Consider the following 25,599-nt stretch of genomic DNA (forward strand, 5'->3'; position numbering starts at 1 on the left):
GAACATATTGACGCAGCATTTTCGCTGCGAGGATTAACTGAGTTGATTTTCCACAACTTATTTACGAGAAGGCACTATTGATTAATTAACGACCAGTATGAAGACCACTCTAATCAGGGGGAAATAATGAAGCGATAGAGTACCACGGTACACAGGATGATGCTGACCCCAACCACGGGGTAGATGATATAACCGTCACCAGCCCGGCGAGCTCGCAGGCATACCAACTGGCAAAGCAGAAGATTGTAGATAATCAGCAGGAAGGTCAGCAGGATATTGACGCCAAATGCCAGTTCCCCGGCATGCATGACATAAAGCCCCATCAATACAAAATTGGCGAGAATCAAATACAGTAGAAACTTCTGGAGTGCCTTGCCCGCTTTTGGGGTCTTTTTTACTCGTGCTATCATGCTTATCACGTCCTGGATTCCACATGAACAGTCGACAAAAATTATCGAAAACTGTTGAGATACATCATGTTTTTATTCTCTAATGCTATTTGCCTCCCCTTCATATCATGAGTCGCTCTCTCGGTTGGCTAGTTAGCGTTCTATTACTGACCTCTCCCTATTGTTATTCTTATCATAACTATCACTGGCAGGCTGGTTTTCCTACCCCAATTCAGGGAAAAGGAGCCGAACTGGTCACTCAGCAAACACAGTTTCTGTTGAAGCAACGCGATCACCTGCAAAGACGACTGACACAGTCCCAGCCCATGATCCGCTGGGTTGCAGATCAGGTCAGCGCTCGCAAGTTGCCTCGTATGCTGGCCTTTTTACCACTGATAGAGAGCAGTTATCGGCTAGATGTGATATCGGCAGCAGGCGCTGCTGGCCCCTGGCAACTGATGCCCGATACAGCTGCACGCTTTTCCATTCCTATGCAACCGGGCTTTGATGGGCGCTATTCGCTACCGCTTGCTACCGATGCGGCTCTCTCCTATCTCGGCTGGCTTCATCAGTTTTTCGGCCAGGACTGGCTGCTGGCACTGGCAGCCTATAACGCAGGGGAAGGGAGAGTCTTGAAAGCGGTACTCGATGCAGGCACCCGAAATATATGGGAGCTGCAACTGCCTATAGAAACACGCCTGTATGTGGCGCGCTTTATTGCCTTGGCACAGTTGCTTGACCGGTCGGAACAGCACCAGATCACCCTGCCCCCCTGGCAAGCAGGGGAAAATATTCAGGTTGCCACACACCCTGGCAGTTGTTCCCTGTTGCAATGGGCCATGGCAAAGGGGGTCGCGATGAATGAAGCAAGCCGCTGGAATCCGGCATGGCAGCTTCCCGATGCCCCCGGGGTCACCAACTGTCCCATCGTCTACAGCCGGGGAGGATCTCCTGCACCGACACGCCAAAACAGCAAGCAGGTGTTTTACAAGGCAGTGTCGCTGGAAAGTTTGCACGACCCTCTGTTGTTGCAGGCAGCAAGAGGGCTGGATATGAGCAAGGGTTCGGTCAGGCTGGAGGCGTTGCAGGATCCGCTGGGATTGGAGACGAAACGCCCGCCTCTGGTACCATGAAACAGTGTCGCCAGTGACTCAATACCGGTGATAAATCGACTGACTCGGGCTCCGACCAGCGGGCACCATAAAAACTCAGATACTGTCCGATGGGGCGACGATGGGTGATGTGGCAATCCAGCACAATTCGTGGCGAGAGCGATAAGGCAACTATTTCGGGCAAGACAAAACGGGCCGGCGCAAGAAAACCTACCCCACCGGGACCAATGTCCTTGATCACGGCTCTGCCGATACTCTTGTCAAACAACAAACCCGATACCAGCAGCCTTGCTGCAATACCGCAGCTCTGTGACTCCAGGGGCGTAGTGCCATCATGTAGATACCAGCGGGGTAGCTTGCGCCGGGGATCATTGAATTCGGTCGATATTGATGGCTCTGCTTCAAGGTTGTCCATGAGACGTTTCATCCTTGGCCTGTTTCACGGCCGCTTGCGTTTGTGCACTGAACAACTGTTCCAGATTTTTTTCTGCCTGACTGGTCATGATCAACAGCTCGATTCGACGGTTCTGGCTGCCCCGAGGATCGGCGGTGTTTTCCAGCATGGTATCCGACATGGCAACCACCTGTCCCACTCGTTCCGGAGGCATGCCACCCGCCAGCAAGACACGTCTAGCCATCATGGCTCGATCCGAGGAGAGCTCCCAGTTGCTGTAGTTGTCCCCGGCAAAGGGAGTGCTGTCGGTATGGCCCGAGATCATGATGCGGTTTTCAACCCGTTGAAAAATCGGTGCCAATGCCATCAGCATGTGCCGGAAGAAAGGGCTGATACGGGCACTACCCCGGCTGTACATCTCCCGATCGTCATCATCACGGATCAGGATCCGCAGGCCCTGCGGTACCAACTGCAACTCCAGATTATTTTTGGCCTGCATCTGCTCGGCCAGAGAACCAATGAAGCCGGCCAGCTGCTTCATCTGGGCTTCCCCTTCAATCTTGCCGGCCAGCAGGCTCTCATACCCACCACTGGCGCCATCAGAAAAGATGCTGCGATCTCGCTGCATGTGTCTCGGCATGCGCTGCCCCTGCTCCACAAATTTCGGGCTTAGCTCCTCCAGTACAGATGGGTTGCCACCCAGATCTACCGGATAGGGACTATTGCTGATGTCGAACGGGTTGGCCTCACTGTCCATGATGCTGTAATCACGCAAGCGGCTGGCGACGACTTCTCGCTCCTCCTGACTGGAGACAGCCAGGATCCATAGCACCATGAAAAATGCCATCATCGCCAAAGTAAAATCGGCAAAGGCGACTTTCCAGGCCCCTCCCCCTTTGGGGCCGCTGCTGCGCCGCTGCTGGCGCTTGATGATGATCTGCTCGTGATTACGCATTACATGGCCCTGTTCGTTACCCAGTCTTCCAGTTCAAGGAAACTGGGCTTCACGTCAGGCTCCAGCATCTTGCGACCTGAATCGACGGAAATCAGCGGCGTCTTGCCACGTAACTGGGCAATCAGGATGGATTTGATGCACATCAGCAGCCCGATCCGGCGCTTGACCATCTCTTCCATGGCATTGCTGATGGGCTCCAGCAGGCAGTAACAGAGGAAGATACCGATAAAGGTGCCGACCAGTGCGGCAGCAACATGCACTCCGATATTGCTCAGAGGGCCATCCAACTGCTGCATGGTGATGATGATCCCCATCACCGCCGCCAGGATACCAAACCCGGGGCAGGCTTCTCCGGTCTTGTGCAGAGCATGTGCCGGCTTGAGCATGTCTTCCTCGATCGCCATGATCTCCTGCTCCAGCACGGTATCAAGTTCATGCGGGGTGATCTTGCCCATACCCAGCAAACGCAAGTTGTCGATGATGAAACCCAGTAACTGCGGATCTTCCGAAATCTGTGGATACATCAGGAAGACAGAACTCTGCTGCGGGTTCTCGATATGCTCATCCAGTGCCTTCATGCCCTTGTTGCGGGTCTCTTCCAGCAATTGATGCATCAGTGTCAGCAACTCGCGATAAACCTCCTTCTCCTCCTTGTTGGATTTGAAGCATTGTTTCATCTGCCGCCACATCTCGTGCATCACCTCCTTCGAATTACCCAGGAACATGGAGCCTGCCGCGGCCCCAATGATGATGATCAACTCGGCTGGTTGCCACAAAGCAACTGGGTTGCCGCCCGCCATCATGAAACCGCCCAGCACACAAATGAAAATGACGCCAAGGCCTATCTGTTTTTGCATGAATGCTCCCGCAGAATTCAATGAGCCTCACCACTAGTGGCGAGGCGTTAGTATATGGAGTCGACCAAACGTTGCTTGAGCTGTAGAACACACTGCTTGTGCAACTGACAAACCCGAGATTCCGTCAGCCCCAGCACCAGGGCAATCTCTTTCATGTTCAGTTCTTGCTGATAGTAGAGGGAGAGCAGCAGCTGCTCGCGCTTGTCCAGCGAGGTCAGCACCTTGCTGATAGTCATCGCCATGTCGACATCATCGGATTCCGTGGTCGGAGCCTTGCCACCATTTTCCAGCCACTCTTCCAGGCTCTGCAAGGCCTCGGCCTGACTGGCATAAGCCAGTTGGCGCACTTCTTCAATGGTGCACTCCAATGCGGTGGCCAGCTCCAGTTCCGACGGAGGACGTCCAAGCCGGTTGTGCAACTCTCGCTGGGTTTGATTGTGGCTATGCACCTGCTGACGCAACTGACGGGGGCGCCAATCCAGGCGACGCAGTTCATCCAGCATGGCCCCACGGATCCGTTTGAAGGCGTAGCTTTCGAACTGGGCATCCGGCTCACTGTCATAACGACGCCAGGCTTCCAGCAGACCCATCATGCCCACCTGTTCCATGTCTTCCTGGTCGAAGCAGGCGGAAACCTGACTGCGCAAATGGCTGGCAGCCCGTTTAACCAGTGGCAGATAACGGGTCAGAATGGCCTGTTCGCCCGTGCGGGGGGGAGAGGAAACAAATTCTTGCGGGCTATCCCAGTCGATATCCATCATGACGTCGCTACTGAACCAGGACCTTGGTAATCAACACCTCATCCAGATAGGTCTTGTAGCCATAGCTTTGCAGCGTGGTGACCAGCTTGCCCAGCAAAGAGCTTTGCAATGCAGTGATGTTCTGCAGCTCTTTCTTCACATCATCGTGGGTACGGTGACTGAAATATTGCACCATCGCATTGCGGATCAGTGGCGTCAGTTCATTGAGCGAGTTGAGCTGAGCCGGATTGTGGGTCACCAGTGCCAGTTCAAGCACGAGATAATGGGATTCCACACCACCTTCCAGACTAATGACAAAGCGTTCCATCGGTTTGAACAGCGGGGTAGTACTGAGCTCGGGTTTTGGCTCAGCCAATCCCAGCCACACGGCAACCAGATCTCGCTTCAGATAGGCCCCATAAGCCAGCACAGCCAACAGGCACAGTGCCATCACGCCCATCATCAACCACTTAACGACTCGCCGCATAATATGAAATCACTCTCGTTATTGCCGGATAAAAAATCAAACCAGGGTATTCAGCCAGTCTCGTCCATTGCCATCGCTTGGCTCGAACTCTTCCTGCCACTGCCGTCGTCCAGCCATGATCTGCTGCTGTTGCCATTTATCCTGCTGCTCTCTCTCACCACCCTGGCCCACGTTGACTTCGACTCCCCCCGCATGATGGGGAGACAGGCTCATCCGCAGGCGCTCCATCGACTGGATCAGTGCTTCACGCACCGCAGGGTTGGTTACGTTCAGCTGGACATTGAGACGATCCCCCTCCAGACGCACGGTCAATTCGAGCCGACCCAGTTCGGGGGGATCAAGCCGGATGTGGGCCTGCTTGACCTGCTGATTGACCTGCAGCTCAACCTTGTCTTTCAACACATCGAGCAGTTGCTGTCCCCATTGAACGGGATTGTCGGCCAACTTGACGGGGGCCCATTGATATTCTGCCGGTTTGGGTGCCACCGCAGTCGCCAGATTGCTGAACACACCTTTCAAGTCTGCAACGGTGGATTCACGTTCACCTGCGCCATCGCTTGCAATCAGGGGCGGCACACTAGCAATCACCTTGTCACGCAATACCGGTTCCGGTTCCATTGCCTGTCCAGCAGGCTGTATCCCCATCTGTCCAGCAGACTGTATGCCCATACGGTTGGATACATCCGTGCTGGATACAAGCATTCTATTTTCATGTTGAGAACCTACTGCCTCCCCAACTACTCGGCTGTAGTCAGAACGACCATAGGTTGACAGGGCTCGCAATACTGCCGAGGCGGCTGATGAGCCGCCTTGTCGGACCGCCCCCTCCCTGTCATCAGTCGTCACGACTACCGGCTGGGCCTGGCGTAGCATCGACAGTCGCGAAGCATCATCGGACAAAAGGAAAACGGGGGGCAGGTTGTTAAAAGAATCCAACTGTTCGGCAGCATCATCTCGCGGCTCATCAGTCACACTCGGATCTTTTTCATCGATAGTTTCAGTTGGCAAAGGCATTGCCACCAGCTCTTCCATGAATGGCAGGTCCAGCGGTTGGTATGTATCCCCCTGACCATCAGGCTGCCGGGAAAGACGACTGAATCCAGCGGAATCAAGCGCAGCCACGCCATCAAGGCCGGGGAATTGAATCATGCCCATTCCTGAACCTCGCCATAAGCTTGCAACCCTTCCCGCTTCTGGGACAGCGCCTGCCATTCCCGTTTACGCAAGGCCGTTTCTTGCTGACAGAGCAGCAGAGCCTCCTGCTGCCAGGATCGCACCTGATCCCTGGCAGGTTGCATGGCGTCCCATAATTCTGGCTGCCCCAGCATATGCTGGATGAACTGGGACAATCGACTATCAGCCAAACGAACTGCATCCCACTGACCGGCTCGGGCCTGCTGCAATATCAGGCGTCCCAACCCCAGCAGCTGGCGCTGGCGGGTCTCATGCTCTGCAGTAAGTTGCTTAGTTCCGGTTACCGACATGGTGATGGCCCCCAATTAAAATGACCTTGCCAGCAAGCAAGGAGCAGGCCAGCTGAGAAATTCAGGAATTTATGAGAATGGCCAGGGATCAGGCCGGGAAAAGAAGGAAGCATCACTTCCGCATTAGCGAGGATGACGCGCCATTGCTTCCCAACCTTCCTTCAGTTCCAGCAGGATACGACGCACTTCGGCGAACCCAGCCACATCGTTTGACACACTGATTTCAAACAGGCGCTGACCACAGTAGTCGTAGAGACGATGCAGGTTGACAGCAAGCTCCCCGCCCTTCTCCATATCCAATGCACTGTCCAGTCCACCCAGGATCTGCAGGCATTTGTTGATCGCTTGCCCTTTGCGCTCAAACTGCTTGGCCAGAATATGGCCTTCCGCGCGGGCCATTTCATCGAGCAGCCCATCCATCAACATCAGCACCAGCTGATGTGGGTCCGCACTCGCCGCCTTGGCCTGGGTAGCGGCGAATTGGTAGGCATCGTAGCCATCTTGATCTTCAAACATGTACAACTCGCTTGTTCCGGATAAGATGCTGCAAACAGCAGGAAACGTGCCGGTTTAGATAGCACCCATGGTCTGCATCATCTGGTTCATGGTGGTGAACTGATTGAGGTAGCGCTTATACGCGGATTCCATGCGACGGTCCAATGCCTCCATCCGCTCGTTCACCCGCTTCTCGGTCGCCTCCAGACCGGTCTTTCGACCTTTGAGAGCACCATCTCGCTTGGTGTAAGGATCGAGCGAATTGCTCATCCGCTTGAGCAAACCATCATCGCCCATCAGTGCCTTGCCGAGCAGTTCAGGATCCTTCTCCAGCGCCTTGTTGAAGTCGGTTTCGTTGAAGGAGAGCTTGCCCGTCTTATCGGTCTTAATGCCGAGACTGCTGAGGCTGAGCCCATCCGGCAGATCCCGCACACTGCGAGACAGAGCGCTCTTGAGACTGCGCACCCCGCTATCAGAGGAGAGGGCACCCGGCGCCTTGGGGTCGCTGGAAGTCATCTTGGCCAGCTCATCGATCAGCTCGTTATAGCTATCGACAAACTTCTTGAGAGACCCAGTCACAGCCTCTTTGTCCTGATCTATGGTCACCATCAGAGGGGCATCTCCCACCTTCTGGGCCTTGGTCAGCTGGAAGGTCAGACCGTCGACGATGTTCTCGATCTTGTTGCTGGCGGAGGTGATGGTCAGCGGATTGTCTCCCCCCATTCGCAGCTTGGCATCCTGTGCCTGGGTGATGTCCTTCTTACCGGCAACAGCCGCACCCAGAGCATTGCTGGCATCTCCGCTATAACCCAGAGTGATAGCATTCTCCACCCCGCTCTCCTTGCTGGTCAGCACCATACTGACCTTGCCATCGGTACGCACCAGGGTCGCCTTCACACCTGGATTGTCCTTGGCATTATTGATATGAGAGACCAAATCCTTGGCAGTAGAGCCTGCTGGCAAAGTCGCCAGATCGATGTCGATAGCCTTGCCCTTGACCGTCAGGGATAAGACACCGTCGGTCGGCAGTGGAGTGGTGTCGCTGTCGAGCTGCAGCCCCACCTGATGAGACTGGGCCAGCTGCTCCACGAAGAAGTTGTATTGACCCGAGCTGGCCTTGCCGTTGCTGGTGACCGTCATGACCCCGTCTTGAGACATGGTGGCCTTCTGGGCTTGCAGGTTGCTCGCCTTGTTCAAATCCTTCAGCATGGTCTGAAAAGTCGACAGCTTGGTGGTTAGCGTGCTGATGGCACTCTGCTGTCCCTTGACACTGTCCAACTGCTTCTTCAGCAACTTGTCCATGTTCTGGCGCTCTATGGCTACCAGTTTCATTGCCATGCTGGCCGGATCTACTTGCATCATTACATCCCTATCAACTTATCGGTGGCATGCCCGTTGGAAAAAACCGAGTCGGTGCTTTCCAACGCACAAACAAGAACAAAGCCACCCCTCTCGAGGTGGCCAGGCAACACATTAACGCAGCAGGGAAGTCACCATGCCGGTCATCTGGTTGGAGTTGGACAGCACGGACATGCCAGCCTGCATCAGCATCTGGTTCTTGGTCATGTTGGTGCTCTCCTGAGCAAAGTCGGCATCCATGATGCGGCCGTTCGCCAGATCGGTGTTCTCTTTCATGTTGGAGAGGTTGTTGACCGTGTGCTCCAGACGGTTGATGTTGGCACCGAAGGCGGAACGCGCCTCGCCGATCCCCTTGGAGAAGGTATCCAGCTCGGCCATGGCGGCGGTGGCCTTGGCCTGATCATCGATGCCGGCGGCGACGGCAGTACCCTTGGTACCTTTGTCATCGGCAATCACCCCCTTGAGGGCGGTGGCCAGGGCACCATCATCCTTCAGTTCCAGTTTCTCGGCGGCAGTGCCACCGATCTGGAAGGTCACAGCCTTCTGGAAACCTTGATCCTTTGCCAACAGAGTCTGACCACCGAAGGTGGTGTTGTTGGTGATGTTGTCCAGCTCAGCGCGCAGTTCGCTGAACTCGGCATTCATCGCCTTGCGATCGTCAGCGGTGCTGGTGCCGTTCGCAGACTGAGTAGCCAGATCCTTCATGCGCTGAACGATATTGCTCATCTCATCCATGGCGCCTTCACCAGTCTGCATCATTGAGATGGCATCCTGAGAGTTGCGCATGCCTACTTTCTGGCCGCTGGACTGGGATTGCAGGCGGGTAGCCATCTGCAGACCGGCGGCGTCATCGGCGGCGGAGTTGATGCGCAGACCGGTGCCCAGACGTTGCATGGCAGTGCTCAGCATCTTGTTGGTGGAATTCAACTGGCTCTGAGTGGTCAGGGAAGCGAAATTGGTGTGAATGGACAAACCCATGATTTACTCCTCAAAAAAGCTGCGATGCAGCAGGTAACCCTTATAGGAATAAGAAGCGACAGGAATCGGCCAAGACTTGAATGGAGAGCGGGAAAATATGCGGAAAAGCGGAAAGAAGGGAGAAGAACAGAGGGAAGAAGGCACTCATCCAGAGATGGGATGAGTGCCACCTGGATTAACGCAGTAGGGAAGTCACCATACCGGTCATCTGATTGGAGTTGGACAGCACGGACATGCCGGCCTGCATCAACATCTGGTTCTTGGTCATGTTGGTGCTCTCCTGGGCGAAGTCGGCATCCATGATGCGGCCGTTCGCCAGATCGGTGTTCTCTTTCATGTTGGAGAGGTTGTTGACGGTATGTTCCAGACGGTTGATGTTGGCACCGAAAGCAGAACGGGACTCACCGATCTTCTGGGAGAAAGTGTCCAGTTCGGCCATGGAAGCGGTAGCCTTGGCCTGATCGCCGATACCTACCTTGACGGCGGCACCGTCAGTGCCCTTGCCAGTTCCTACAACTTCTGCCAGCGCTTTGGCCAGGGTACCAGTCTTTTTCAGCTCCAGTTTCTCGGCACCGGTACCGCCGATTTGGAAGGTCACATCTTCCTGGAAACCCTTGCCGGTCTTGAGCAGTTCTTGTCCGCCGAAGGTGGTGTTATTGGTGATGTTGTCCAGCTCGGCGCGCAGCTCGGTGAATTCAGCATCCATGGCCTTGCGGTCTTCAGCGGTGCTGGTGCCGTTCGCAGACTGGGTAGCCAGATCCTTCATGCGCTGAACGATATTGCTCATTTCGTCCATGGCACCTTCACCGGTCTGCATCATGGAAATGGCATCCTGGGAGTTGCGCATGCCGACTTTCTGGCCGCTGGACTGTGATTGCAGACGAGTGGCCATCTGCAGACCGGCAGCGTCATCGGCTGCAGAGTTGATGCGCAGACCGGTGCCCAGACGCTGCATGGCAGTGCCCAGCATCTTGTTGGTGGTATTGAGCTGGCTCTGAGTGGTCAGAGAAGCGAAGTTGGTATGAATGGACAAGCCCATGATGTATTCCTCGATATGACGCTGCACTGCAGCCTGTTAGGTTGACATCAGATATAGGCGACCTCTTTCTCGCAGAAATGTAGACAGCTTGACGCATATTTTTTTGCGCTTCCTTCTCCCCTGCATAGTCCACGATCTCTGTAACAGAGTGAGAGTATTCGGCATGGTTATTGCTTTTATCACAGCACCTCTCTTTACCGGACCGCGACATGGCAGCCTCTCTCTATACCCCTCACTTTGTTAAACATTTCCAGTGCATCGGAGATCGCTGCGAGGACAACTGCTGTCATAGCTGGACCATCAGCATCGACAAATTGACCTTTAGAAACTATGAGAGACACCCGGACCCCACAGTCCAGTCCCTCAGCAAATTGCATATCCGCAAGGTCAAACAGAGCAATGAACATTGGGGAGAGATCCAGCTTGACGAGCAGGGAGCCTGCCCCTTCCTTGATGAAAACCGTCTTTGCCAGATCCACAGCAAGGCCGGTGCTGAGGCGCTGAGCCATACCTGCAAAACCTATCCAAGATCCCACTCACGCATCGGCAATCAGGTCAGGAAATCCCTGATGCTCTCATGCCCCGAGGTCAGCCGGCAGTTATTGCTTGATCCCATGGCAATGCAGACTGAGGTCACCGAGCTGGAGCAACGCCTGCCGTTCGTATCTCCTCCATCTACCGCCATGGCGACTCTGCACAGCCTGAGCATCCATGTGCTGGCTGCTACGGAGGTTCCCGTCGAAGTACGGCTGTGGCTCATTGGCATGCTGATCCATCGGGATCCCGCACAGCTGTCACACGAAGCCTTCCTGGAGCAGGTGGCCGTGCTGGCCGAGCGGGGAGAACTCCTCAGCATGTTCGAACAATTGCCGGTCTTGCCGCGGTTGCAGTGGTGGGGGTTGCGAACCATAACTCATCAATTGCTGGCCTACTCACAAGGAAGGCGTGGACGGCAGACCATGCAAGGCTGTCTTGACAATATCAACCGCCTGCTGGAAGGGGTTTATGACGAGACGAAACTCTCACGACTGCAGCAGGCCTGGTATGAAAAGGTATCACCCTTCCTGTCGGCTCGTCCCCAGATCATGAACAACTACCTGCTCTACTACGTGTATCACCATAACTTTCCGCAACAGCAGAACACCCCGGCCCAAGCCTATCAGTTGCTGGTCATCGATTTCTTCCTGCTGCGCAGCTATCTGTGCCTGCTGGCCATGGAGAAAGAGCTGGAGGAGCAGGACATCATCAACTTGTTCTACAGCTATCACACCATACGCCAACACAATGCTGGCTTTATCAAAACCATAGAACAGGGATTGAGTGAGTCTGGTTTTGCGTCGGATCTGAGCCTCTACGCCCTCCTCAAGCCTTGAAATAAAAACCGCCAGCAAAGTGCTGGCGGTTTCTCAATTCGATCACCTCTTCCGGCCTCAGGTCAGCAGGGCCACCACGTTCTGGCGCGACACATTGGCCTGGGCCAGCAGACCAGCCATGGTGCCCATGAAGCCACCATCCTTGAGCTGCTGGCTGAGCTTGCCTTGCAACTGTTCAAGCTCTTCCTGCTTGAGGTTCTGGCTACGCGTCTTGACCCGGTCAAGCTGCCTGACCATGCGCTGGCGAAACTGTTTCAACTCGCGAACGGATTGCTCAATCTCACCCAACAAGCGCTTCAGGCGCTGTTGCTCCTGCTTGAACTCTCCCTTTTCGATGCCTTCCCCCAACTGGGTTAACTGCCCTGGCTTAGGTTTGAACTGCACCGGAACGGGATTGCCGGCCGGAATCCGGATCCCCTCACCGCTGAGCAGAACCGGTTCATCCAGTTTGCGTCGATGCAGCTCAGGTACAGTCAATTCGAGCTTACCCAGCTCATTCAGTCGGACCTGGATATGTTCTTTACGCAGAGTCCGATCCAGCCGGGTAACCACTTCCGCTTCACTGGATCCGGCAGGCAACATCACTTCGACGGCACTGCTGGTCTGTGGGAAGGAAAAGATCAGGCGCTCGGCACTCGCCTTGGGGCTCAGCAGGTCGAGCCGCTCCGAGCCATAACTCACCCGGCTCTCCCCTGCTGATGCCAGCAAACGGGGCTTCAACTCTGTGGTCAGCGGGGCCTGGGGCTGGGTCAACTTCTCTTCCAGCAGCTTTAAGCGTGATACCAGATCGCCGCTCACAGCACGATTTTGGCCAAGCTGCTGCTCGAGACGCTTCAATTCACCCCAGATCTGGCTCAGTGCCTGTTCCCCCCCCTGAGCGTGGGCGATCCGCTGCTGCGCCGTACCGATCAGGGCCCAGCGATCCAGCCGGACAATATTGGGATGACGTTCCGTTTTGCTGGTTGGCTGGGACGCACTCTGAGCAGTCACGCGCCCGCGCAGTCTGGGCTGGGCTGGCGTTTCAGCCACGCCACCCAAACGGGTTTGTTGAATCTGCATCATGGCTCCCTGAAACTGGACTTATGGCATGTAATTGAAGAGGCTCAGGCCATTGACCTTGGCAAAGGCCTGCTGTTGCACTTGCAGAGCCATCAGCACATGGGCCTGCTGGGTGACGGCACTGGCATAGTCGAGGGACTCTATCTGATTACTCACTTCCTTGCTATAGACACTCTTCTCCGCATGCCCTTCATCCACCTGATCGAGCAGATTGATGCGGGCACCAATAGTGCTGACCATCTGGCTGATGTCATCTTGCAGGGTCAGACTGCGATCCAGCATGGCCCTGGCCTGATCGGCAGAGTCCGCAGCACCGCTGTCGAAAGCGGCCACCATGTCATCTAACTGCTTGAAGAAATCCCCGTTCTGGATGAACAGCTTGTCGGCGGTCTGATTAAGCTCCACCGTGACTCCCTTGGCAATACTGACCTCGCGCACCAGATTATCTCCCTGATAGACATAATTACCACCAGGGTCTTTCACTATGGCGGTCTTATCTACCTGGCTGCCACTGAACAAAGTGGATCCACTCTCGTTACGGGCATTGGCTAGATCCAGCAAGCCATCTTTGATGATGGCCAACTCGCTGGAGACTGCCCGACGATCATCTTCCGAAAGGGAGCCATTGGCTGCAGTCTGGGTCAGATCGCGCAATCGACTCAGCATGTTGGTCATGGTGTCGAGCTGGATCTCCCCTTGAGAGAGCTGACTTTTGGCATTGGCAATGTTCTTCTGATACTGCTCCATGGCCACTTGCTCTTTCTTCAGACCGAGCAGGCGCACACTCCCTACCGGATCATCCGAGGGTTGCAGAATGCGCTTGTTGGTGGAGATCTGACGATCGAGGCGAGCATATTCACCGAAACCATACTGCAGGTTGTCGAGCATGCTGAGTTGAATCTGGTTGGTACTGATGCGCATGATCGCTCCGTTAGAACATGTTCAGGATGGAGGTGAAAAGTTGCTCCGAAGTGCTGATCACCTTGGCGTTGGCCTGATACGCCTTGGTGTAGGCCATGATCTTGATCCCTTCCTCATCCGTGTTGACCCCGCTGACGCTACTCAGCTTGGTGGCCAGCTGCTTTTCCATATTGGCATCCGCCGTCATGGTGGCCTTGGCCTGACCACTTTGTACCGCCATCCGGCCTAGCAAGGCGCTGTAGGCATCATATTGATCATCCTTGATGGTCAACAGATCCTGCAGATTACGGTTGTCACCGCTGCCGCCGCCGGCCTTGGCAAAGGCGAGGTCATCGCCAGTGAAGCCATCGGCAATCTTCAGCGTGCCGGACGGGTTGAGGGGATCGTAGGTGAAGAGCGGCTTGCCCGGATTACCATGCAAGTCGACACCCCCACCCTGCTTGGCATTGAAATCATCCGCCAGTTTTTTCGCGATCTGGTTGAGCTCGTCACGCAGCGGACGCAGAACTGTCGTCCGATATTCCATAACCCCCGCCAGGCTACCGCCATGCAGCTTGGGAATATCGAACGATTGTGGACCGAAGCTGAGACTGAGCTTGTCACCCGCCAGCGAGAGTGTACTGCTACTGCCTGCCAGCACCAGAGGCTGACCCTGAGGCAGGCTCAGTGAGAACGAACCATCACTTTGCCGGTTGACCCGCACTTCCATGAAGGTCGACAGCTCACGTACGATCTGCTCGCGACTGTCTTCCAGCACCGAGGTATTAACGCCCTTGGACGCCTGCTCGCTGATCTGGGTGTTCAGCTCGGCAACCTGTTTCAGATAGCTGTTGACCTGAGACACGGTACTGTTGAGCTGATCATCGATCTGCTTCTCCTGGGTCAGCATGCTTTCATTCAATTGGCCAAAACGGTTGGCCAGTGCCCCCGCCGAGCTGACGATCTGACTGCGCTGTGCCGGTGTTTCCGGGCTGTCGAGCGCCGCACTCAGGGAGGCGAAGAAGCTGTCCAGCCCCTTGGCGATGTTCATTGACTCGCTGCCCAGCAGTTGCTCGGTGGTATTGATGTATTGATGGAAAGAGTAAGAGGCGCCAGTTGCAGAGCGGCTGCGCCAATGTTGGGAGACCAGATAGTCATCCGTGATCCTGCGAACACCGGTTACCTCAACCCCCTGGCCATTATCCAGCCGGCCAAAACCGGACAGGCTGCCCATCATGGCTTCCTGGCGGCTATAGCCGATGGTATTGACGTTGGCGATATTCTGGGCGGTGATATTTAACGCGATCTGGGCCGAGTTAAGTCCGCTAAAACCGATATTGAGCAGCGACATCAGTCAACTTTCCTCATTTTTGCCGAATTCAGAGGCTGACTGAAGGCAGCCAGGGTCTGCTGTTCTGAAGCGACCACCGACTCGGCATTCTTTAATGTCGGCGCCAATTGGCTGACCATCTGCTCTTTCAACCCGATGCCGCCGCGCTTGACCATGCTCATCGCCAACTGGCTGTCATACATGTCGCGATAGAGCTCCTGGCCCTTGATGAGCTTGTCATCCTCATCCTGCATCGCATCGGAGGCTGAGCGCATGTGCTTGAGTACGGTTTGCAGAAAGCTCACTTCAAATTGGCCGGCGGCCGCATCCAGTGCGGCACGCTGATCCGGGTTGCTCTTTATCTGCTGCAGTTCGTTGAGATCCTGATAAAACCCAGGTTCCGTGGTTATTCTGGTCATAGAGATCCTTAGATGACCACCAGCTCTCCCTCGAGGGCTCCAGCCTCATCGAGTGCTTGTAGGATGGCCATGACATCATCGGGAGTTGCCCCGAGCGAGTTGACTGCCTTGACGATCACCTCCAGTGAGGTGCCATCCGGCCAGACAAACATATTGTTTCGTTCGCGATCCACCTGGATTTTCGAGTTGGGGGTCGTGGTGGTCTGTCCATTAGAGAAGGCATTGGGCTGACTGACTGTCTGGCTCTCGCCAATAGTCACCGTCAAACTACCATGACTGACCGCTGCTTTGTGAACCTTGACTCCTTGGCCCATAACCACGGTTCCGGTCCGGCTGTTGAAAACGACTCGAGGCCGCTCCTTGCCCATGTCGACCTGAATGTCCTGCAGCAGCGCCATGAACGAGATCCGTTGGCTCTCGTCCTTGGGTGCCGCCACCTGGATCCGCCCCGCACTGACCGCTCTGGCAACCGGCCCCAGCTGACGGTTGATCTCCCGCTCCACATTGCGGGCGGTCTTGAAATTGGGCTGGTGCAGATTGAGCGTCACTTCAGGCTTTTCTGCAAAGTTGCTGGCCACTTCGCGCTCTATGATGGCGCCGTTGGGAATGATCCCTGCGGTCGGCACATTGATGGTTACTGACGAGCCAGACTGCCCCTCGGCCTTGACCCCAGCCACTACCAGATTCCCCTGGGCAACAGCATACACCTCACCATCGATGCCGCGCAGTGGCGTCAACAACAGCGAGCCGCCGCGCAGGCTCTTGGCATCCCCGATCGAGGTGACCGTTACATCCACCATCTGTCCCTTGCCAGCCAAAGCAGGCAGGTTTGCTTGAACCGAGACTGCAGCAACGTTCTTGAGTTTTGGATCGATGTCATCTGGCAGCTGAACCCCGAATTGCTTGAGCATGTTGGCCATCGACTGGCCAGTGAACTTGACCTGGCTCTTGTCACCCGTGCCGGACAAGCCCACCACCAGTCCGTAGCCAACCAGCTGATTGGCCCGCATGCCCTGTACATCGGCAATATCCAGCAAGGCGCGCTTGGCCGGTGCCGCGGCATTGGCCCACCAGGGCAGGCAGAGGCAAAGCAGGGCGATAAACCATCTGTTCATGTGAGACCTCAAAAGGGAGCGAAGGCGGAACTGAAGAAACGGCTCAGCCATCCCATCTGGTTGCTGTCAGCCAGAGCACCACGCCCGGCGTAGGTAATGCGGGCATCGGCGATGCGCTGGGACGAGATTCGGTTGCTCTGATCGATATCCTCAACCCGCACCATGCCGCCCAACCGGATGTACTCATCGCCCTGGTTGAGGCGGATCCACTTCTCGCCGCGGATCCCCAGCACCCCATTCGGCATTACCTCGGCCACCGTCACCGTGATCGAGCCGGCCAGGGTATTCTGCTGGCTGGACGTCGCCCCGCCATCAAAGTCCCGATCTGCGCTGAGAGAAGCCCCCCAGTCAGAGCGCACCTTGCCGCCGATACTCGGGGCCGGCACGTTCATGCTGCTGTTCTTGCTCATGCTGGTGTTGGCTTTTTTGCTCGACTGGGTACGCTCTTCCAACACAACGGTGAGGATGTCGCCGATACGGTAAGCTCTGCGATCCTGAAACAGGGTCATCATGTAGTCGCCGCGATAAAGGCTGCCGTCTTCTCCCTTGGCCGAGACGGGCAACTTGGGGCGTGAAGGCGCCCACTTTTCCTCACCCGGTTCGGGGGCCTTGAGCTCATAGGTCGCGCAGCCGCCCAACAGCAGAACCACCCACAGATAACGCCACATCGTCTTCATCATCACAGCGCTTGAGTGACGAACTTGAGCATCTGGTCAGCCGACGAGACGACCTTGGCATTCATCTCATAAGCCCGCTGAGTGGTGATCATGTCGACCATCTCTTCCACCACGTTGACGTTGGAGCTCTCCAGGGTGAACTGCTTGATGGCCCCCATCGCCTCTTCACCGGGTACTCCCTCAATCGCTTCACCGGAAGCACCGGTTGCCCGATAGAGGTTGCCACCGAGCGCTTCCAGGCCGGCAGGGTTGGCAAAGTTGGTCAGGGTGATGCGGCCCAGCTCCACATTTTCCTGTTGGCCCGGCAGGGTCGCACTCACGGTTCCGTCGGTGCCGATGGACACCTTGGTCGCATTGTCCGGGATCTGGATCTGCGGCAGCATGGGCAAACCATCGGAATTGACCAGCAGGCCTTCGGCGTTGCGATGCCACTGACCATTGCGGGTATAGGCGGTCTCGCCGTCAGGGCGTTCCACCCCGAAGAAACCGGCCCCCACAACTGCCATGTCCAGTTCCTGGTTGGTGTTCTGGAACTGACCGGGAGTGAACACTTTCTGGGTACCGACCACACGAACACCGTTACCCATCTGGATGCCGATGGGAGACAGGTTCTGTTGATCCTGCTGGGCCCCGGGCTGGCGTTGCACCTGATAGAACAGATCTTCAAAAGCAACTCGATCGCGCTTGAACCCGACCGTGTTGACGTTAGCCAAGTTGTTGGAAATGCTGGCCATCTTGGCATCTTGCGCCGACAGACCTGTTTTACTTACCCAAAGTGCCGCGTGCATCTTCGTCTCTCCACCTGATTCATGGGGGCGTCAACGCCCCCGCAATGCGAATTGGCCCTGGCGGGCCGCAAGCCCGCCATTCATCAACCCTGGCCAGAAATCAGCCGGGCACCTTGCCGGGCCTGATCGTCCGCCGTTTTCATCAATTTGACCTGCAGCTCGAAGTTGCGGGTCAGCGACATGCTGCTGATCAGCTCGTCGACTGCATTCACGTTCGCCCCTTCCAGAAAGCCGGACGCCAGTACCACCTGCTCGCTGGCCTCGGCATCCCCACCCTGGCGTAACCGGAAGAGACCATCCGACCCCTTGACCAGTTCGGCTGGGTCCGGGTTCACCAGCTTAAGACGCCCTACATCCAGCCGGGCACCGCCGCCGGGCGGTGTGATACTGAGCGAACCGTCCTTGCCAAAACTCAGATCCCGATAGGCAGGAAGTACCATTTCCCCGCCTTCCCCCAGTACCGGACGACCATTGAGCGTGAGCAAACCATCGGCATCGCTCTCCAGATTGCCAGCTCGGGTATAGGCCTCTTTGCCATCGGCGGTCTGGACCGTGATAAAGCCTTCACCGCGGATCGCCACATCCAGCTTGCGGCCCGTCTGCATAAGGGCTCCCGCCTTGAAGTCGGTACCAGCCAGCTCCTCGCGGGCCATTACCCGGCTTGGGTAGCCATCACCGGCCAAGGCATAAGCAGATACACGCTCGAAATCGGCCCGAAAGCCGGCCGTGTTGACGTTGGCCAGGTTGTTTGCCCGGATTTGCTGGGCCATCAGGGTATGCTGCGCCCCAGACATGGCGGTATAGATAAGCTTTTCCACGCATCAAGCCTTAGAAGGAGTTGAAGAGAACCTGGGTCATCTTGTCAGCGGAGCTGATGGTCTTGGCGTTGGCCTGATAGTTACGCTGGGAAGTCATCAGGCTCACCAGCTCCCCGGTCAGATCCACGTTGGAGCCCTCATAGGCCCCTGCGGTCAATGACCCCATGGTCCCTGTGCCAGGGGCACCCAATACCGGCTGGCCAGAGCTGAACGATTGCTGCCAGGTGGTGTTGTTGGTTTGCAGCAGGCCGTTGGGGTTGGTGAAGTTCGCCATCACCACCTGGCCCTGCAACAGGCTCTGACCGTTGGTAAAGGTGGCATAGACACCACCATCGGCATCCACCCGCACCCCGGTCAGATCGCCGGCCGCATAACCATTTGACTGGTTGCGCGTGGCGTTGAAATCAGAGGCGTACTGGCTGACACGGGCAATATCGACCTGCAGGGAGATCTTTTCAGCGCCGGGCGGAGTCAGGTCCAGGACCGGGGAGGTCGTCGGAGACTTCAGGGTACCGTTGGTGTTGAACTCCAGCGTCACCGGTGTGCCTGTCTTGGTGCCATTGAAGGCATAATTGACCTGCCAGGTGTTGTCAGCCGTCTTGACGAAATACTGGGTGACGGTGTGCTCAACCCCCAGCGAGTCATACACCTTGCTGGACTGGGAATAGCTGAAGCTGGCCGACTTGTCAGGATCGAACGGATGGGCCGTCTGGTCGATCACACCAGCATCGGCCTTGAGGTTGGCAACGAATTCCAGCTTGTCGGAAGGCTTGGCAGGCAGGCTGCCGGCCTTGACCTGAATGTCCCCCACCACGCCGGACTGCAGTTCGCCCGCATCATTGGTGGTATAGCCCTGCAGCCGGATACCGCTGGCGGTGGTCAGGTAATTGTTGGGATCCCGTTGGAACATGCCTGCCCGGGTATAGGAGGTCTGGCCGCTGCTGTCCTTGAGCACAAAGAAGCCGCTGCCTGAGATCGCCAGATCCAGCCCACGACCTGTACGGGTCACGTCACCATTGCGGTCGAAATTCTGGGAAACGTTGTTCATCTCTACACCACCAGCCTGACCACCGCCATAAATGGCGGCAAACTCGGCACGGCTGGACTTGAAGCCGGCCGTGCTGGCGTTGGCCACGTTGTTGCTGATTACACTCAATTCCTGGTTTACGGCGCGCAGGCCGCTCAATCCGATACTGAAAGACACAGTTTCGCTCCTATCTGATTACGCCGATTTGCCGAACTGGATGGCGCTGAAGAGAGGCACATCGCCCACTCCGGCCACCTGTAACATGATTTCGCCCGTACCGGGCAGAGTGACCCGCTCTACGGTGCTGGCCACATAGTTCTTGGTCGTGGTCGCCACACCCTGGAGCGAGGCTTTGACCTCGAAGCTGTATTCACCGGCGGGTAAAGGTGGCAGTTCATAATCAAGGCCCCCGGCTTTGCTCTCACCCCAGTTTTTGGTCGCGACCAGGGTGCCATGTTTGTCATACACCTTCAGTTCAACCTGATCGGCGGCACCGGCCAGCTCCACCTGCCCCCGGATCGCTTTGTCATCGCTCTTGGTCAGTGTCTTGCTCGGAACCATCACTTCCTTGTCGATCAGGTCAGTGCTCTGCAGTACCTGCTGGGTATCCATCATGTTGATGGACTTCTGCTGCAAGACCTTCAGGCTTTCCACCCCTTCTACCATACTGAACTGTGCCAGCTGGGTAACATACTGGGCACCATCCAGGGGGTTGGTGGGGTCCTGGTTCTTGATCTGGGCAACCATCATCTGCAGGAATTCGTTACGCAACTGCATACCGCTCTGGGCATTCTGGCCAGCAGCAGCGTTATTGGGGGCAATGTCCGGTGTCGTGTTGCGCTGGCTGGTGCTGCGAGCCGTATCCAGACTGCTTACCTGAGGCAGGCTCATGGCTTACACTCCCTGACCCAGGCGCAACAAACCCTGCTGCATGCTGTTGATACGGTTGATCACCTCGACGGAGGTTTCAAAACCACGGGATGCACTCATCATGTCGGCCATCTCCTCCACCGCGTTGACGTTGGAGTAGTAGACAAAGCCGTCCTGATCCGCCAGGGGGTTGGTGGGCTCAAGACGCTTCTCGACCTGACGATCGGATTGCACTATGCCAGCTATCTGCACTTGGGCTGACCCCAGCGCCTCGGCATCCTGCACCCGCTGATAAAGGGTGGAGAACACCGGCTTGATGGCACGGAAGGCCGCCTCTTCACTGCCCGCGGCACTATCCACGTTCGCCAGGTTGGAGGCAACCGTGTCCAGACGAACTGTTTGTGCTCGCATTGCACTACCTGCAATGTCATAGATGCGATTGAACGACATGATCAGCGGCCCTCGATCGCCTTGGCGATCCCGGTAATTTTCATATTCAGAAAGGTGAGACTGGTCTGGAAATCAGTGGCATTGTTGGCAAACTTGCTCTGCTCGACGCTGAGTTCGGCAGTATTGCCATCCATCGATACCTGATAGGGAATGCGATAGAGAGGATGCTGCATATCATTGGCCATGCTGCCATGTGCAATGGCAGCACTCTCGTCTCCCGCTGCAACTTGCTGCGCGACACGCCCCAGAATCGTCTTATAATCGACATCCCGGGCCAGATAACCTGGGGTATCTACATTGGCCAGGTTACCTGCCAGGATACGCGCCCGATCCGCCCGCACATCGAGGGCATAAGGGTGTACACCCAACGCGCTGTCAAATGAGATACTCATGCTTCATCCTTCTATGAATCAGTCAGACCGGTGCACTCTTTATCAAGACTCATGCCAACCATGAAGAACCTTTATTTCCGCTGGTTACAGCGTCAACAGTGGCTGATAACACGGATAAAAGGGGAAGCACTGTTTCCCGTATGGAAGCGAAGCAACCTGCTGGCTCTGTGGCTGCTGTCATGGCCACTGCTGGCCGAGCCGACCGCCCTGACCCGGCAGCTCGAAGCACTGTTGCAGGAGGATGCCAGCCAGGCCCTGCATGCCTATCTGCAGCAGCAGGGCTGGCCAGCGCCCGAAGCGGAATATCAGGTCTGGATCTCCCCGGCAGTCACCCATCTGCCGGACTGCTCGCAGCCTATCCGCCTGCAGGCCGGTGGTCAGTATCGTCAGCCCTGGGGACGGCGACCCTATCTGGCAGAGTGCGTCGACCCGGCCTGGCAGATCAGGGCCAGGGTCGAGGTGACACTGATGCTGCCGGTCTGGGTGACGGCTCAGGAGCTGCCTAGAGACCATGTCATCCGACCTGGCGATCTGATCGAAAAATCGCTTGAGGTCAGCCGGTTGCAACGTGGCTTTGTGCCCACCTCAGAGTCTCTGGTGGGCAGCAAAAGCAACCGCAACCTGCGAATGGGTCAGCTGATCGGCGAATTGGATTTGCAGAAAGCCTGGGCCATACGAGAAGGTGAAGGTGTGTTGATCCGGGCTGGCCAGGATGGATTTTCCGCTACGACGCGAGGACGGGCACTGGCCAACGGGGCCATCGGCGACGGAATCCGAGTGAAAAATCTGAGTTCGGGCAAGGAAATCCAGGCCTGGGTGATCGACAAGGGGGAAGTTGAAACCCGTTTTTAATTCAAAGCACGGGTTTGATTTAAGTTACATCGACCTTGGGTCGCTTGTCATAGATAGACCATCAGGAATTGACGTTATGAAGATCACACGCACCGACCCGCTCTATGTTCAGGCCCAGTTGCAACGCAAGCAGGAAGCGCCATCCACGCCGTCGCAGCCACGCGCCAGCCAGGCTGATGCCCAGATCAGCACCACGGCCCAGTTCGTGAATCAGGCGAGGGCCGAACTGGCTACGACTTCCGACGTGGACATGGACAAGGTCAACCGGATCCGACAGGCCATCAGCGAGGGCAAGCTAGAACTCGACATGGATGCACTGGGTCAGGCCATTCTGGACATGCATCGTCGATGAGCATGGACGCCAAGCAGAGGGTCAAAGAGCTGATCCTGGGCATTCAGCAAGACGGCACCCGCTATGTCGCCCTGCAACAACTGCTGCTGCGTCAGCACAGTCTGCTGGCCGCTCACGACGTCGACGCACTGACTGAACATAATCAGCAACAAACACAACTGATGATGCAGGTGCAGCAACAGGCGCAACAACGCTGTCAGCATCTGCTGGCGCTGGGACTGAAGCCTGATGAAAAAGGGATGGCGGCACTCATCGAAAAACTGCCCGCCAACCTGCAGCACAAGGTTGCCAAACAGTGGCTGCAGCTGGAACAGCTGTTGCAGCAATGTCTGCGTCAGAACGAGCTCAACGGCCGCTTGCTGGCCGGCCAGATAGAAACCATCAATACGCTGCTGGGTCAGGAACCCGCTTATGGGCAGCAGGAACGCTTGCCGGATTAATCCCTACTCCCCTTTCATCATGCGATGCCGCAGACTGGCCAGCTCATCCAGCTGGCGTTGATCGCTCGACTCCAGCTGCCGCTGCTGTGCCTGTTCACGTTTATCCAGCAACAGCTCCAGCCCTTTGACCCGACCAAACTGTTTGAGCACCTCTCCCTCGTGTCGCTCCAGATCGAGTCTGGCCAGCGCAGACTGCTGCATTTGATGGGCCAACAGTCGCCGCAGCTGACCATCCATCTGATGCTTGTTCTGCCACAACAGGGGATGAAAAGTTGCTGAACCGCTGTGCAATGAGCCAATTACCTCCTGCAACCGCAATGCCCGCTGCTCTTCCCGCATGGCCTCTTCCCGCAGTCGTTGGCGCTCCTTGCCCATGTTTTCCAGCGCATCCTGCTGCAAACCAAGATAAGACTTCAGCACGGCCGCCCCTTATTGCCTTCCGAGCACTTGTCTGAGCCCGGCGGTGACCTGAGCGAGGGGGGTCTCTTCGTGGATACCTTGCTGCAGGAAGGCGGCGATGGCTGGATAACGCTGCACGGCTTCATCCATCTGGGGATCGGCGCCAGGCTGATAACCACCTAGCGGCAGCAGCTCACGTACCTGCTGATAACGGCCCCACAGTTGCCGCAGCGTGACAGCCAGTTGCAGCCACTCGGCAGGCACCACTTGCGGCATCACTCGGCTGACCGAGGCACCAATGTCGATGGCAGGATAGTGACCTTCCTCCGCCAGTCTGCGGGTCAACACTATGTGACCATCCAGAATGGCGCGGGCCGAATCCACTACGGGATCCTGCTGGTCATCCCCCTCCGCCAGCACCGTATAGAAGGCGCTCAGAGATCCGTCTGGATGCGCCCCGTTACCGGCTCGCTCCACCAGCTGGGTCAGCATACTGAATACCGAGGGCGGATAACCTCGAGTCGCGGGCGGTTCCCCTATTGCCAGGGCTATTTCACGCTGGGCCTGGGCATAGCGGGTCAGAGAGTCCATCAACAGCAACACATCCTGCCCCTGCTCACGAAAGTACTCGGCGATACGGTGGCACAGCTGAGCCGCCCGCAGCCGCATCAACGGAGACTGATCTGCTGGCGCCGCTATCACCACGGCGCGAGCCAGCCCCTCCGCCCCTAGGCTGTGCTCGATGAACTCGCGCACTTCCCGTCCCCGCTCACCAATCAGGCCGACGACGACTATCTGGGCGGTGGTATTGCGGGTCATCATGCCGAGCAGCATACTCTTGCCGACCCCTGAGCCCGCAAACAGGCCCAGCCGCTGTCCCTTGCCGACGGTCAGCAGGCCATTGATGGCGCGGATACCGACATCCAGCGGCTCTCGAACCGGTGTACGCAGCAAGGGGTTCGGAGGGGAAGAGAACAGCGCCACATGCTCCCCCTCATCGCGCAGCGGCCGGCCATCCAGTGGCTGCAGCAGACCATCTACGACTCGACCCAGCAGGTGTTCACCGACCCGAATCGTCTCTTCCCCGTCGATGGGCAGCACCCGGGCACCGGCATAGAGACCACCCATCGGTTGCAACGGCATCAGATAGGAGACATCACGGTTGAAGCCCACCACTTCAGCCAACAATGGCGTGCCTGTCGCAGTATCGACCCGGCAACGCTGACCCATCACCAGCTGGCAACCCACCACCTCCAGCGTCAACCCCGTCACCCGCACCAGCCGACCATAGCGGCGAAAGCCGGGGACATCGTCAAAACTGTCCAGCGCCGATGTGAGCGCCTGTTGCAAGGCTTCATGCATCCTGGGGCAGTTCCAGTGTGCTGTTGAGCTGCTCCATACAGGCAGCAAGACGTTCGCTCGTGTTGACCTCTATGACCGCCGCTCGGGTCTCCAGGCGCGCATCGCCTATGCCCAGTGCCGGATCAACCTGCAATGGCCACCCCTCGCAGCGGGTCACCCCCTGCTCTGCCAGTCGCTGCCGATCCCCTTCGCTGAGATAGATCACCAGCTCTTCCGAGGTAGCAGGCAGGCTCGCCAATGCCTGTTCTACCTGCTTGATCACCTGTTGCGGATTGAGCGTAAACTCGGCCTGGATCACCCGCTTCGCCACCTGAGTAACCAGCTGAGCAACCAGTTCCTTCTGCTCCTGCATTCGACTGCGGGTCAGGGACTCCCACTGCGCCTGCAATTTGGCAAATGGCACCATGGCCTGATCGAAAGAGGCTCGCCCTTCCGCCAGCCCCTGTGCAAACCCTCGGGTTTGCCCTTGTTGCAGCCCCTTGGCTTCCCCTTCCACCAGACCGCTGGTCAGGCCCTGCTGGTACCCAGACTGATAGCCTTCGTCGTGACCTTGTTCCAGCCCCTGCTGATAACCGAATTCGAATTGTTCCTGCTGGCTCTGTGCCTCTTCTCCACTCTGTCCCAACGACGGGAAACGGTAGAGACGGGTGGCTCCCGCCGCCAACTTGCGCACACTGTGGTTCATGG

At 56.8% G+C, this 25,599-nt stretch carries 31 protein-coding genes; 5 read left to right on the forward strand and 26 right to left on the reverse strand.

What is annotated here, in order from left to right; genetic code table 11:
* Positions 1-113: 113 nt before the first annotated feature.
* The gene (locus tag AB5Y98_RS21630) at positions 114-410 is read right to left on the reverse strand and encodes a hypothetical protein (protein WP_005305733.1); all 297 of its coding nucleotides are present in this window, start codon (positions 408-410) and stop codon (positions 114-116) included.
* Between the two features lie 257 nt (positions 411-667).
* Here AB5Y98_RS21630 and AB5Y98_RS21635 point away from each other — a divergent pair, with 257 nt between their 5' ends.
* Positions 668-1,522 (forward strand): lytic transglycosylase domain-containing protein, encoded by an 855-nt coding sequence (locus AB5Y98_RS21635; RefSeq protein ID WP_368232913.1) that lies wholly within the window; start codon positions 668-670, stop codon positions 1,520-1,522.
* Between the two features lie 380 nt (positions 1,523-1,902).
* On the opposite strand, the gene lafU is transcribed toward AB5Y98_RS21635, so the two are convergent.
* The 10 genes from lafU to lafA (AB5Y98_RS21685) all read right to left on the reverse strand — a co-directional run bounded on the left by lafU (position 1,903) and on the right by lafA (AB5Y98_RS21685) (position 10,289).
* Entirely contained in the window at positions 1,903-2,850 is a 948-nt protein-coding gene (gene lafU, locus AB5Y98_RS21640) for a lateral flagellar motor protein LafU (protein WP_005305739.1), read from the reverse strand.
* Complete coding sequence (gene lafT, locus AB5Y98_RS21645) at positions 2,850-3,707, reverse strand: lateral flagellar motor stator protein LafT (RefSeq protein ID WP_005305741.1); 858 nt, start codon at positions 3,705-3,707, stop codon at positions 2,850-2,852. Before lafT ends, lafU begins: the two co-directional genes overlap by 1 nt.
* Before the next feature lie 47 nt (positions 3,708-3,754).
* Positions 3,755-4,468: a lateral flagellar system RNA polymerase sigma factor LafS gene (gene lafS, locus AB5Y98_RS21650; protein ID WP_005305744.1), complete on the reverse strand. Its 714-nt coding sequence runs from the start codon at positions 4,466-4,468 to the stop codon at positions 3,755-3,757.
* Between the two features lie 7 nt (positions 4,469-4,475).
* On the reverse strand, positions 4,476-4,934 hold the full coding sequence (gene lafF / locus AB5Y98_RS21655; RefSeq protein WP_005305747.1) for a lateral flagellar basal body-associated protein LafF: 459 nt from the start codon (positions 4,932-4,934) through the stop codon (positions 4,476-4,478).
* Between the two features lie 36 nt (positions 4,935-4,970).
* On the reverse strand, positions 4,971-6,083 hold the full coding sequence (lafE, locus tag AB5Y98_RS21660) for a lateral flagellar hook-length control protein LafE (RefSeq protein ID WP_336291153.1): 1,113 nt from the start codon (positions 6,081-6,083) through the stop codon (positions 4,971-4,973).
* On the reverse strand, positions 6,080-6,433 hold the full coding sequence (locus tag AB5Y98_RS21665) for a LafX (RefSeq protein ID WP_244364957.1): 354 nt from the start codon (positions 6,431-6,433) through the stop codon (positions 6,080-6,082). The genes lafE and AB5Y98_RS21665 overlap by 4 nt, the downstream gene beginning before the upstream one ends.
* Positions 6,434-6,541: 108 nt before the next feature.
* Positions 6,542-6,934 (reverse strand): lateral flagellar export chaperone LafC, encoded by a 393-nt coding sequence (lafC, locus tag AB5Y98_RS21670; protein ID WP_026141638.1) that lies wholly within the window; start codon positions 6,932-6,934, stop codon positions 6,542-6,544.
* A 54-nt stretch (positions 6,935-6,988) separates the two neighbouring features.
* Entirely contained in the window at positions 6,989-8,272 is a 1,284-nt protein-coding gene (lafB, locus tag AB5Y98_RS21675; protein WP_336291173.1) for a lateral flagellar capping protein LafB, read from the reverse strand.
* Between the two features lie 114 nt (positions 8,273-8,386).
* The gene (lafA, locus tag AB5Y98_RS21680) at positions 8,387-9,250 is read right to left on the reverse strand and encodes a lateral flagellin LafA (protein ID WP_005305763.1); all 864 of its coding nucleotides are present in this window, start codon (positions 9,248-9,250) and stop codon (positions 8,387-8,389) included.
* Positions 9,251-9,425: 175 nt separating this feature from the next.
* Positions 9,426-10,289 (reverse strand): lateral flagellin LafA, encoded by an 864-nt coding sequence (gene lafA / locus AB5Y98_RS21685; protein ID WP_005305766.1) that lies wholly within the window; start codon positions 10,287-10,289, stop codon positions 9,426-9,428.
* Positions 10,290-10,498: 209 nt separating this feature from the next.
* On the opposite strand from lafA (AB5Y98_RS21685), the gene fliB reads away from it, so the two are divergent.
* Positions 10,499-11,662: a flagellin lysine-N-methylase gene (gene fliB, locus AB5Y98_RS21690; RefSeq protein WP_336291154.1), complete on the forward strand. Its 1,164-nt coding sequence runs from the start codon at positions 10,499-10,501 to the stop codon at positions 11,660-11,662.
* 57 nt (positions 11,663-11,719) lie between these two features.
* Here the strand turns inward: fliB and AB5Y98_RS21695 are convergent, their stop codons facing one another.
* The 12 genes from AB5Y98_RS21695 to lfgB form a co-directional block, all read right to left on the reverse strand.
* Positions 11,720-12,721 carry a hypothetical protein gene (locus tag AB5Y98_RS21695; protein ID WP_368232916.1) on the reverse strand — a complete coding sequence of 334 codons (1,002 nt, stop codon included), beginning with the start codon at positions 12,719-12,721 and terminating at the stop codon, positions 11,720-11,722.
* Between the two features lie 21 nt (positions 12,722-12,742).
* On the reverse strand, positions 12,743-13,642 hold the full coding sequence (gene lfgL / locus AB5Y98_RS21700) for a lateral flagellar hook-associated protein LfgL (RefSeq protein WP_005305776.1): 900 nt from the start codon (positions 13,640-13,642) through the stop codon (positions 12,743-12,745).
* Positions 13,643-13,652: 10 nt separating this feature from the next.
* Positions 13,653-14,972 carry a lateral flagellar hook-associated protein LfgK gene (lfgK, locus tag AB5Y98_RS21705; protein ID WP_005305779.1) on the reverse strand — a complete coding sequence of 440 codons (1,320 nt, stop codon included), beginning with the start codon at positions 14,970-14,972 and terminating at the stop codon, positions 13,653-13,655.
* Positions 14,972-15,370, reverse strand: coding sequence for a rod-binding protein (locus AB5Y98_RS21710; protein WP_005305782.1), 399 nt, complete (start codon positions 15,368-15,370; stop codon positions 14,972-14,974). Before AB5Y98_RS21710 ends, lfgK begins: the two co-directional genes overlap by 1 nt.
* Positions 15,371-15,378: 8 nt before the next feature.
* A complete protein-coding gene (fgIL, locus tag AB5Y98_RS21715; RefSeq protein ID WP_005305784.1) occupies positions 15,379-16,485 on the reverse strand; it encodes a lateral flagellar basal body P-ring FlgIL in 1,107 nt (368 codons plus the stop codon).
* A gap of 8 nt (positions 16,486-16,493) precedes the next feature.
* Complete coding sequence (flgH, locus tag AB5Y98_RS21720) at positions 16,494-17,165, reverse strand: flagellar basal body L-ring protein FlgH (RefSeq protein ID WP_279971796.1); 672 nt, start codon at positions 17,163-17,165, stop codon at positions 16,494-16,496.
* Complete coding sequence (gene lfgG / locus AB5Y98_RS21725) at positions 17,165-17,950, reverse strand: lateral flagellar basal-body rod protein LfgG (protein WP_005305789.1); 786 nt, start codon at positions 17,948-17,950, stop codon at positions 17,165-17,167. Before lfgG ends, flgH begins: the two co-directional genes overlap by 1 nt.
* Before the next feature lie 83 nt (positions 17,951-18,033).
* Positions 18,034-18,768: a lateral flagellar basal-body rod protein LfgF gene (gene lfgF, locus AB5Y98_RS21730; RefSeq protein ID WP_005305793.1), complete on the reverse strand. Its 735-nt coding sequence runs from the start codon at positions 18,766-18,768 to the stop codon at positions 18,034-18,036.
* A gap of 10 nt (positions 18,769-18,778) precedes the next feature.
* Entirely contained in the window at positions 18,779-19,972 is a 1,194-nt protein-coding gene (flgEL, locus tag AB5Y98_RS21735) for a lateral flagellar hook protein FlgEL (RefSeq protein ID WP_368232919.1), read from the reverse strand.
* A gap of 18 nt (positions 19,973-19,990) precedes the next feature.
* The gene (locus AB5Y98_RS21740; protein WP_099359791.1) at positions 19,991-20,686 is read right to left on the reverse strand and encodes a flagellar hook assembly protein FlgD; all 696 of its coding nucleotides are present in this window, start codon (positions 20,684-20,686) and stop codon (positions 19,991-19,993) included.
* A 3-nt stretch (positions 20,687-20,689) separates the two neighbouring features.
* A complete protein-coding gene (flgCL, locus tag AB5Y98_RS21745) occupies positions 20,690-21,115 on the reverse strand; it encodes a lateral flagellar basal body rod protein FlgCL (protein ID WP_017788251.1) in 426 nt (141 codons plus the stop codon).
* Positions 21,116-21,117: 2 nt separating this feature from the next.
* Positions 21,118-21,507, reverse strand: coding sequence for a lateral flagellar basal body rod protein LfgB (lfgB, locus tag AB5Y98_RS21750; RefSeq protein WP_268009762.1), 390 nt, complete (start codon positions 21,505-21,507; stop codon positions 21,118-21,120).
* 51 nt (positions 21,508-21,558) lie between these two features.
* On the opposite strand from lfgB, the gene lfgA reads away from it, so the two are divergent.
* The 3 genes from lfgA (at position 21,559) to lfgN (ending at position 23,151) form a co-directional block, all read left to right on the forward strand.
* Positions 21,559-22,359, forward strand: coding sequence for a lateral flagellar basal body P-ring formation protein LfgA (lfgA, locus tag AB5Y98_RS21755; protein ID WP_368232922.1), 801 nt, complete (start codon positions 21,559-21,561; stop codon positions 22,357-22,359).
* Positions 22,360-22,435: 76 nt separating this feature from the next.
* Positions 22,436-22,711: a flagellar biosynthesis anti-sigma factor FlgM gene (gene flgM / locus AB5Y98_RS21760; protein WP_017782423.1), complete on the forward strand. Its 276-nt coding sequence runs from the start codon at positions 22,436-22,438 to the stop codon at positions 22,709-22,711.
* Entirely contained in the window at positions 22,708-23,151 is a 444-nt protein-coding gene (gene lfgN / locus AB5Y98_RS21765; protein ID WP_368232924.1) for a lateral flagellar protein LfgN, read from the forward strand. Before flgM ends, lfgN begins: the two co-directional genes overlap by 4 nt.
* Positions 23,152-23,154: 3 nt before the next feature.
* Here lfgN and lfiJ read toward each other — a convergent pair whose 3' ends face one another.
* The 3 genes from lfiJ to lfiH are packed head-to-tail and all read right to left on the reverse strand — an operon-like array spanning position 23,155 to position 25,597.
* Positions 23,155-23,571, reverse strand: coding sequence for a lateral flagellar protein LfiJ (gene lfiJ / locus AB5Y98_RS21770; protein ID WP_368232926.1), 417 nt, complete (start codon positions 23,569-23,571; stop codon positions 23,155-23,157).
* A gap of 9 nt (positions 23,572-23,580) precedes the next feature.
* Positions 23,581-24,912 (reverse strand): lateral flagellar FliI-like assembly ATPase LfiI, encoded by a 1,332-nt coding sequence (gene lfiI, locus AB5Y98_RS21775; protein ID WP_368232928.1) that lies wholly within the window; start codon positions 24,910-24,912, stop codon positions 23,581-23,583.
* Positions 24,905-25,597 (reverse strand): lateral flagellar assembly protein FliH, encoded by a 693-nt coding sequence (gene lfiH / locus AB5Y98_RS21780; RefSeq protein WP_005305823.1) that lies wholly within the window; start codon positions 25,595-25,597, stop codon positions 24,905-24,907. The genes lfiI and lfiH overlap by 8 nt, the downstream gene beginning before the upstream one ends.
* Between the last annotated feature and the right edge of the window lie 2 nt (positions 25,598-25,599).

The organism is Aeromonas sp. s3 (assembly GCF_040907805.1).
GTDB classification, from domain to species: domain Bacteria; phylum Pseudomonadota; class Gammaproteobacteria; order Enterobacterales; family Aeromonadaceae; genus Aeromonas; species Aeromonas dhakensis.

Coding starts and splice junctions, on each gene's coding strand:
- lfgB (WP_268009762.1), bottom strand. CDS start 21,507: ATGAGTATCTCATTTGACAGCGCGTTGGGTGTACACCCTTATGCCCTC.
- lafB (WP_336291173.1), bottom strand. CDS start 8,272: ATGCAAGTAGATCCGGCCAGCATGGCAATGAAACTGGTAGCCATAGAG.
- fgIL (WP_005305784.1), bottom strand. CDS start 16,485: ATGAACAGATGGTTTATCGCCCTGCTTTGCCTCTGCCTGCCCTGGTGG.
- lafA (WP_005305766.1), bottom strand. CDS start 10,289: ATGGGCTTGTCCATTCATACCAACTTCGCTTCTCTGACCACTCAGAGC.
- lfiI (WP_368232928.1), bottom strand. CDS start 24,912: ATGCATGAAGCCTTGCAACAGGCGCTCACATCGGCGCTGGACAGTTTT.
- lfgL (WP_005305776.1), bottom strand. CDS start 13,642: ATGCGCATCAGTACCAACCAGATTCAACTCAGCATGCTCGACAACCTG.
- lafU (WP_005305739.1), bottom strand. CDS start 2,850: ATGCGTAATCACGAGCAGATCATCATCAAGCGCCAGCAGCGGCGCAGC.
- lafC (WP_026141638.1), bottom strand. CDS start 6,934: ATGTTTGAAGATCAAGATGGCTACGATGCCTACCAATTCGCCGCTACC.
- lfiH (WP_005305823.1), bottom strand. CDS start 25,597: ATGAACCACAGTGTGCGCAAGTTGGCGGCGGGAGCCACCCGTCTCTAC.
- AB5Y98_RS21740 (WP_099359791.1), bottom strand. CDS start 20,686: ATGAGCCTGCCTCAGGTAAGCAGTCTGGATACGGCTCGCAGCACCAGC.
- fliB (WP_336291154.1), top strand. CDS start 10,499: ATGGCAGCCTCTCTCTATACCCCTCACTTTGTTAAACATTTCCAGTGC.
- lfgN (WP_368232924.1), top strand. CDS start 22,708: ATGAGCATGGACGCCAAGCAGAGGGTCAAAGAGCTGATCCTGGGCATT.
- lafA (WP_005305763.1), bottom strand. CDS start 9,250: ATGGGTTTGTCCATTCACACCAATTTCGCTTCCCTGACCACTCAGAGC.
- AB5Y98_RS21630 (WP_005305733.1), bottom strand. CDS start 410: ATGATAGCACGAGTAAAAAAGACCCCAAAAGCGGGCAAGGCACTCCAG.
- AB5Y98_RS21710 (WP_005305782.1), bottom strand. CDS start 15,370: ATGACCAGAATAACCACGGAACCTGGGTTTTATCAGGATCTCAACGAA.
- lafS (WP_005305744.1), bottom strand. CDS start 4,468: ATGATGGATATCGACTGGGATAGCCCGCAAGAATTTGTTTCCTCTCCC.
- flgM (WP_017782423.1), top strand. CDS start 22,436: ATGAAGATCACACGCACCGACCCGCTCTATGTTCAGGCCCAGTTGCAA.
- lafE (WP_336291153.1), bottom strand. CDS start 6,083: ATGATTCAATTCCCCGGCCTTGATGGCGTGGCTGCGCTTGATTCCGCT.
- AB5Y98_RS21695 (WP_368232916.1), bottom strand. CDS start 12,721: ATGCAGATTCAACAAACCCGTTTGGGTGGCGTGGCTGAAACGCCAGCC.
- lafF (WP_005305747.1), bottom strand. CDS start 4,934: ATGCGGCGAGTCGTTAAGTGGTTGATGATGGGCGTGATGGCACTGTGC.
- lafT (WP_005305741.1), bottom strand. CDS start 3,707: ATGCAAAAACAGATAGGCCTTGGCGTCATTTTCATTTGTGTGCTGGGC.
- flgH (WP_279971796.1), bottom strand. CDS start 17,165: ATGATGAAGACGATGTGGCGTTATCTGTGGGTGGTTCTGCTGTTGGGC.
- lfgA (WP_368232922.1), top strand. CDS start 21,559: ATGCCAACCATGAAGAACCTTTATTTCCGCTGGTTACAGCGTCAACAG.
- lfgG (WP_005305789.1), bottom strand. CDS start 17,950: ATGCACGCGGCACTTTGGGTAAGTAAAACAGGTCTGTCGGCGCAAGAT.
- flgCL (WP_017788251.1), bottom strand. CDS start 21,115: ATGTCGTTCAATCGCATCTATGACATTGCAGGTAGTGCAATGCGAGCA.
- lfgK (WP_005305779.1), bottom strand. CDS start 14,972: ATGTCGCTGCTCAATATCGGTTTTAGCGGACTTAACTCGGCCCAGATC.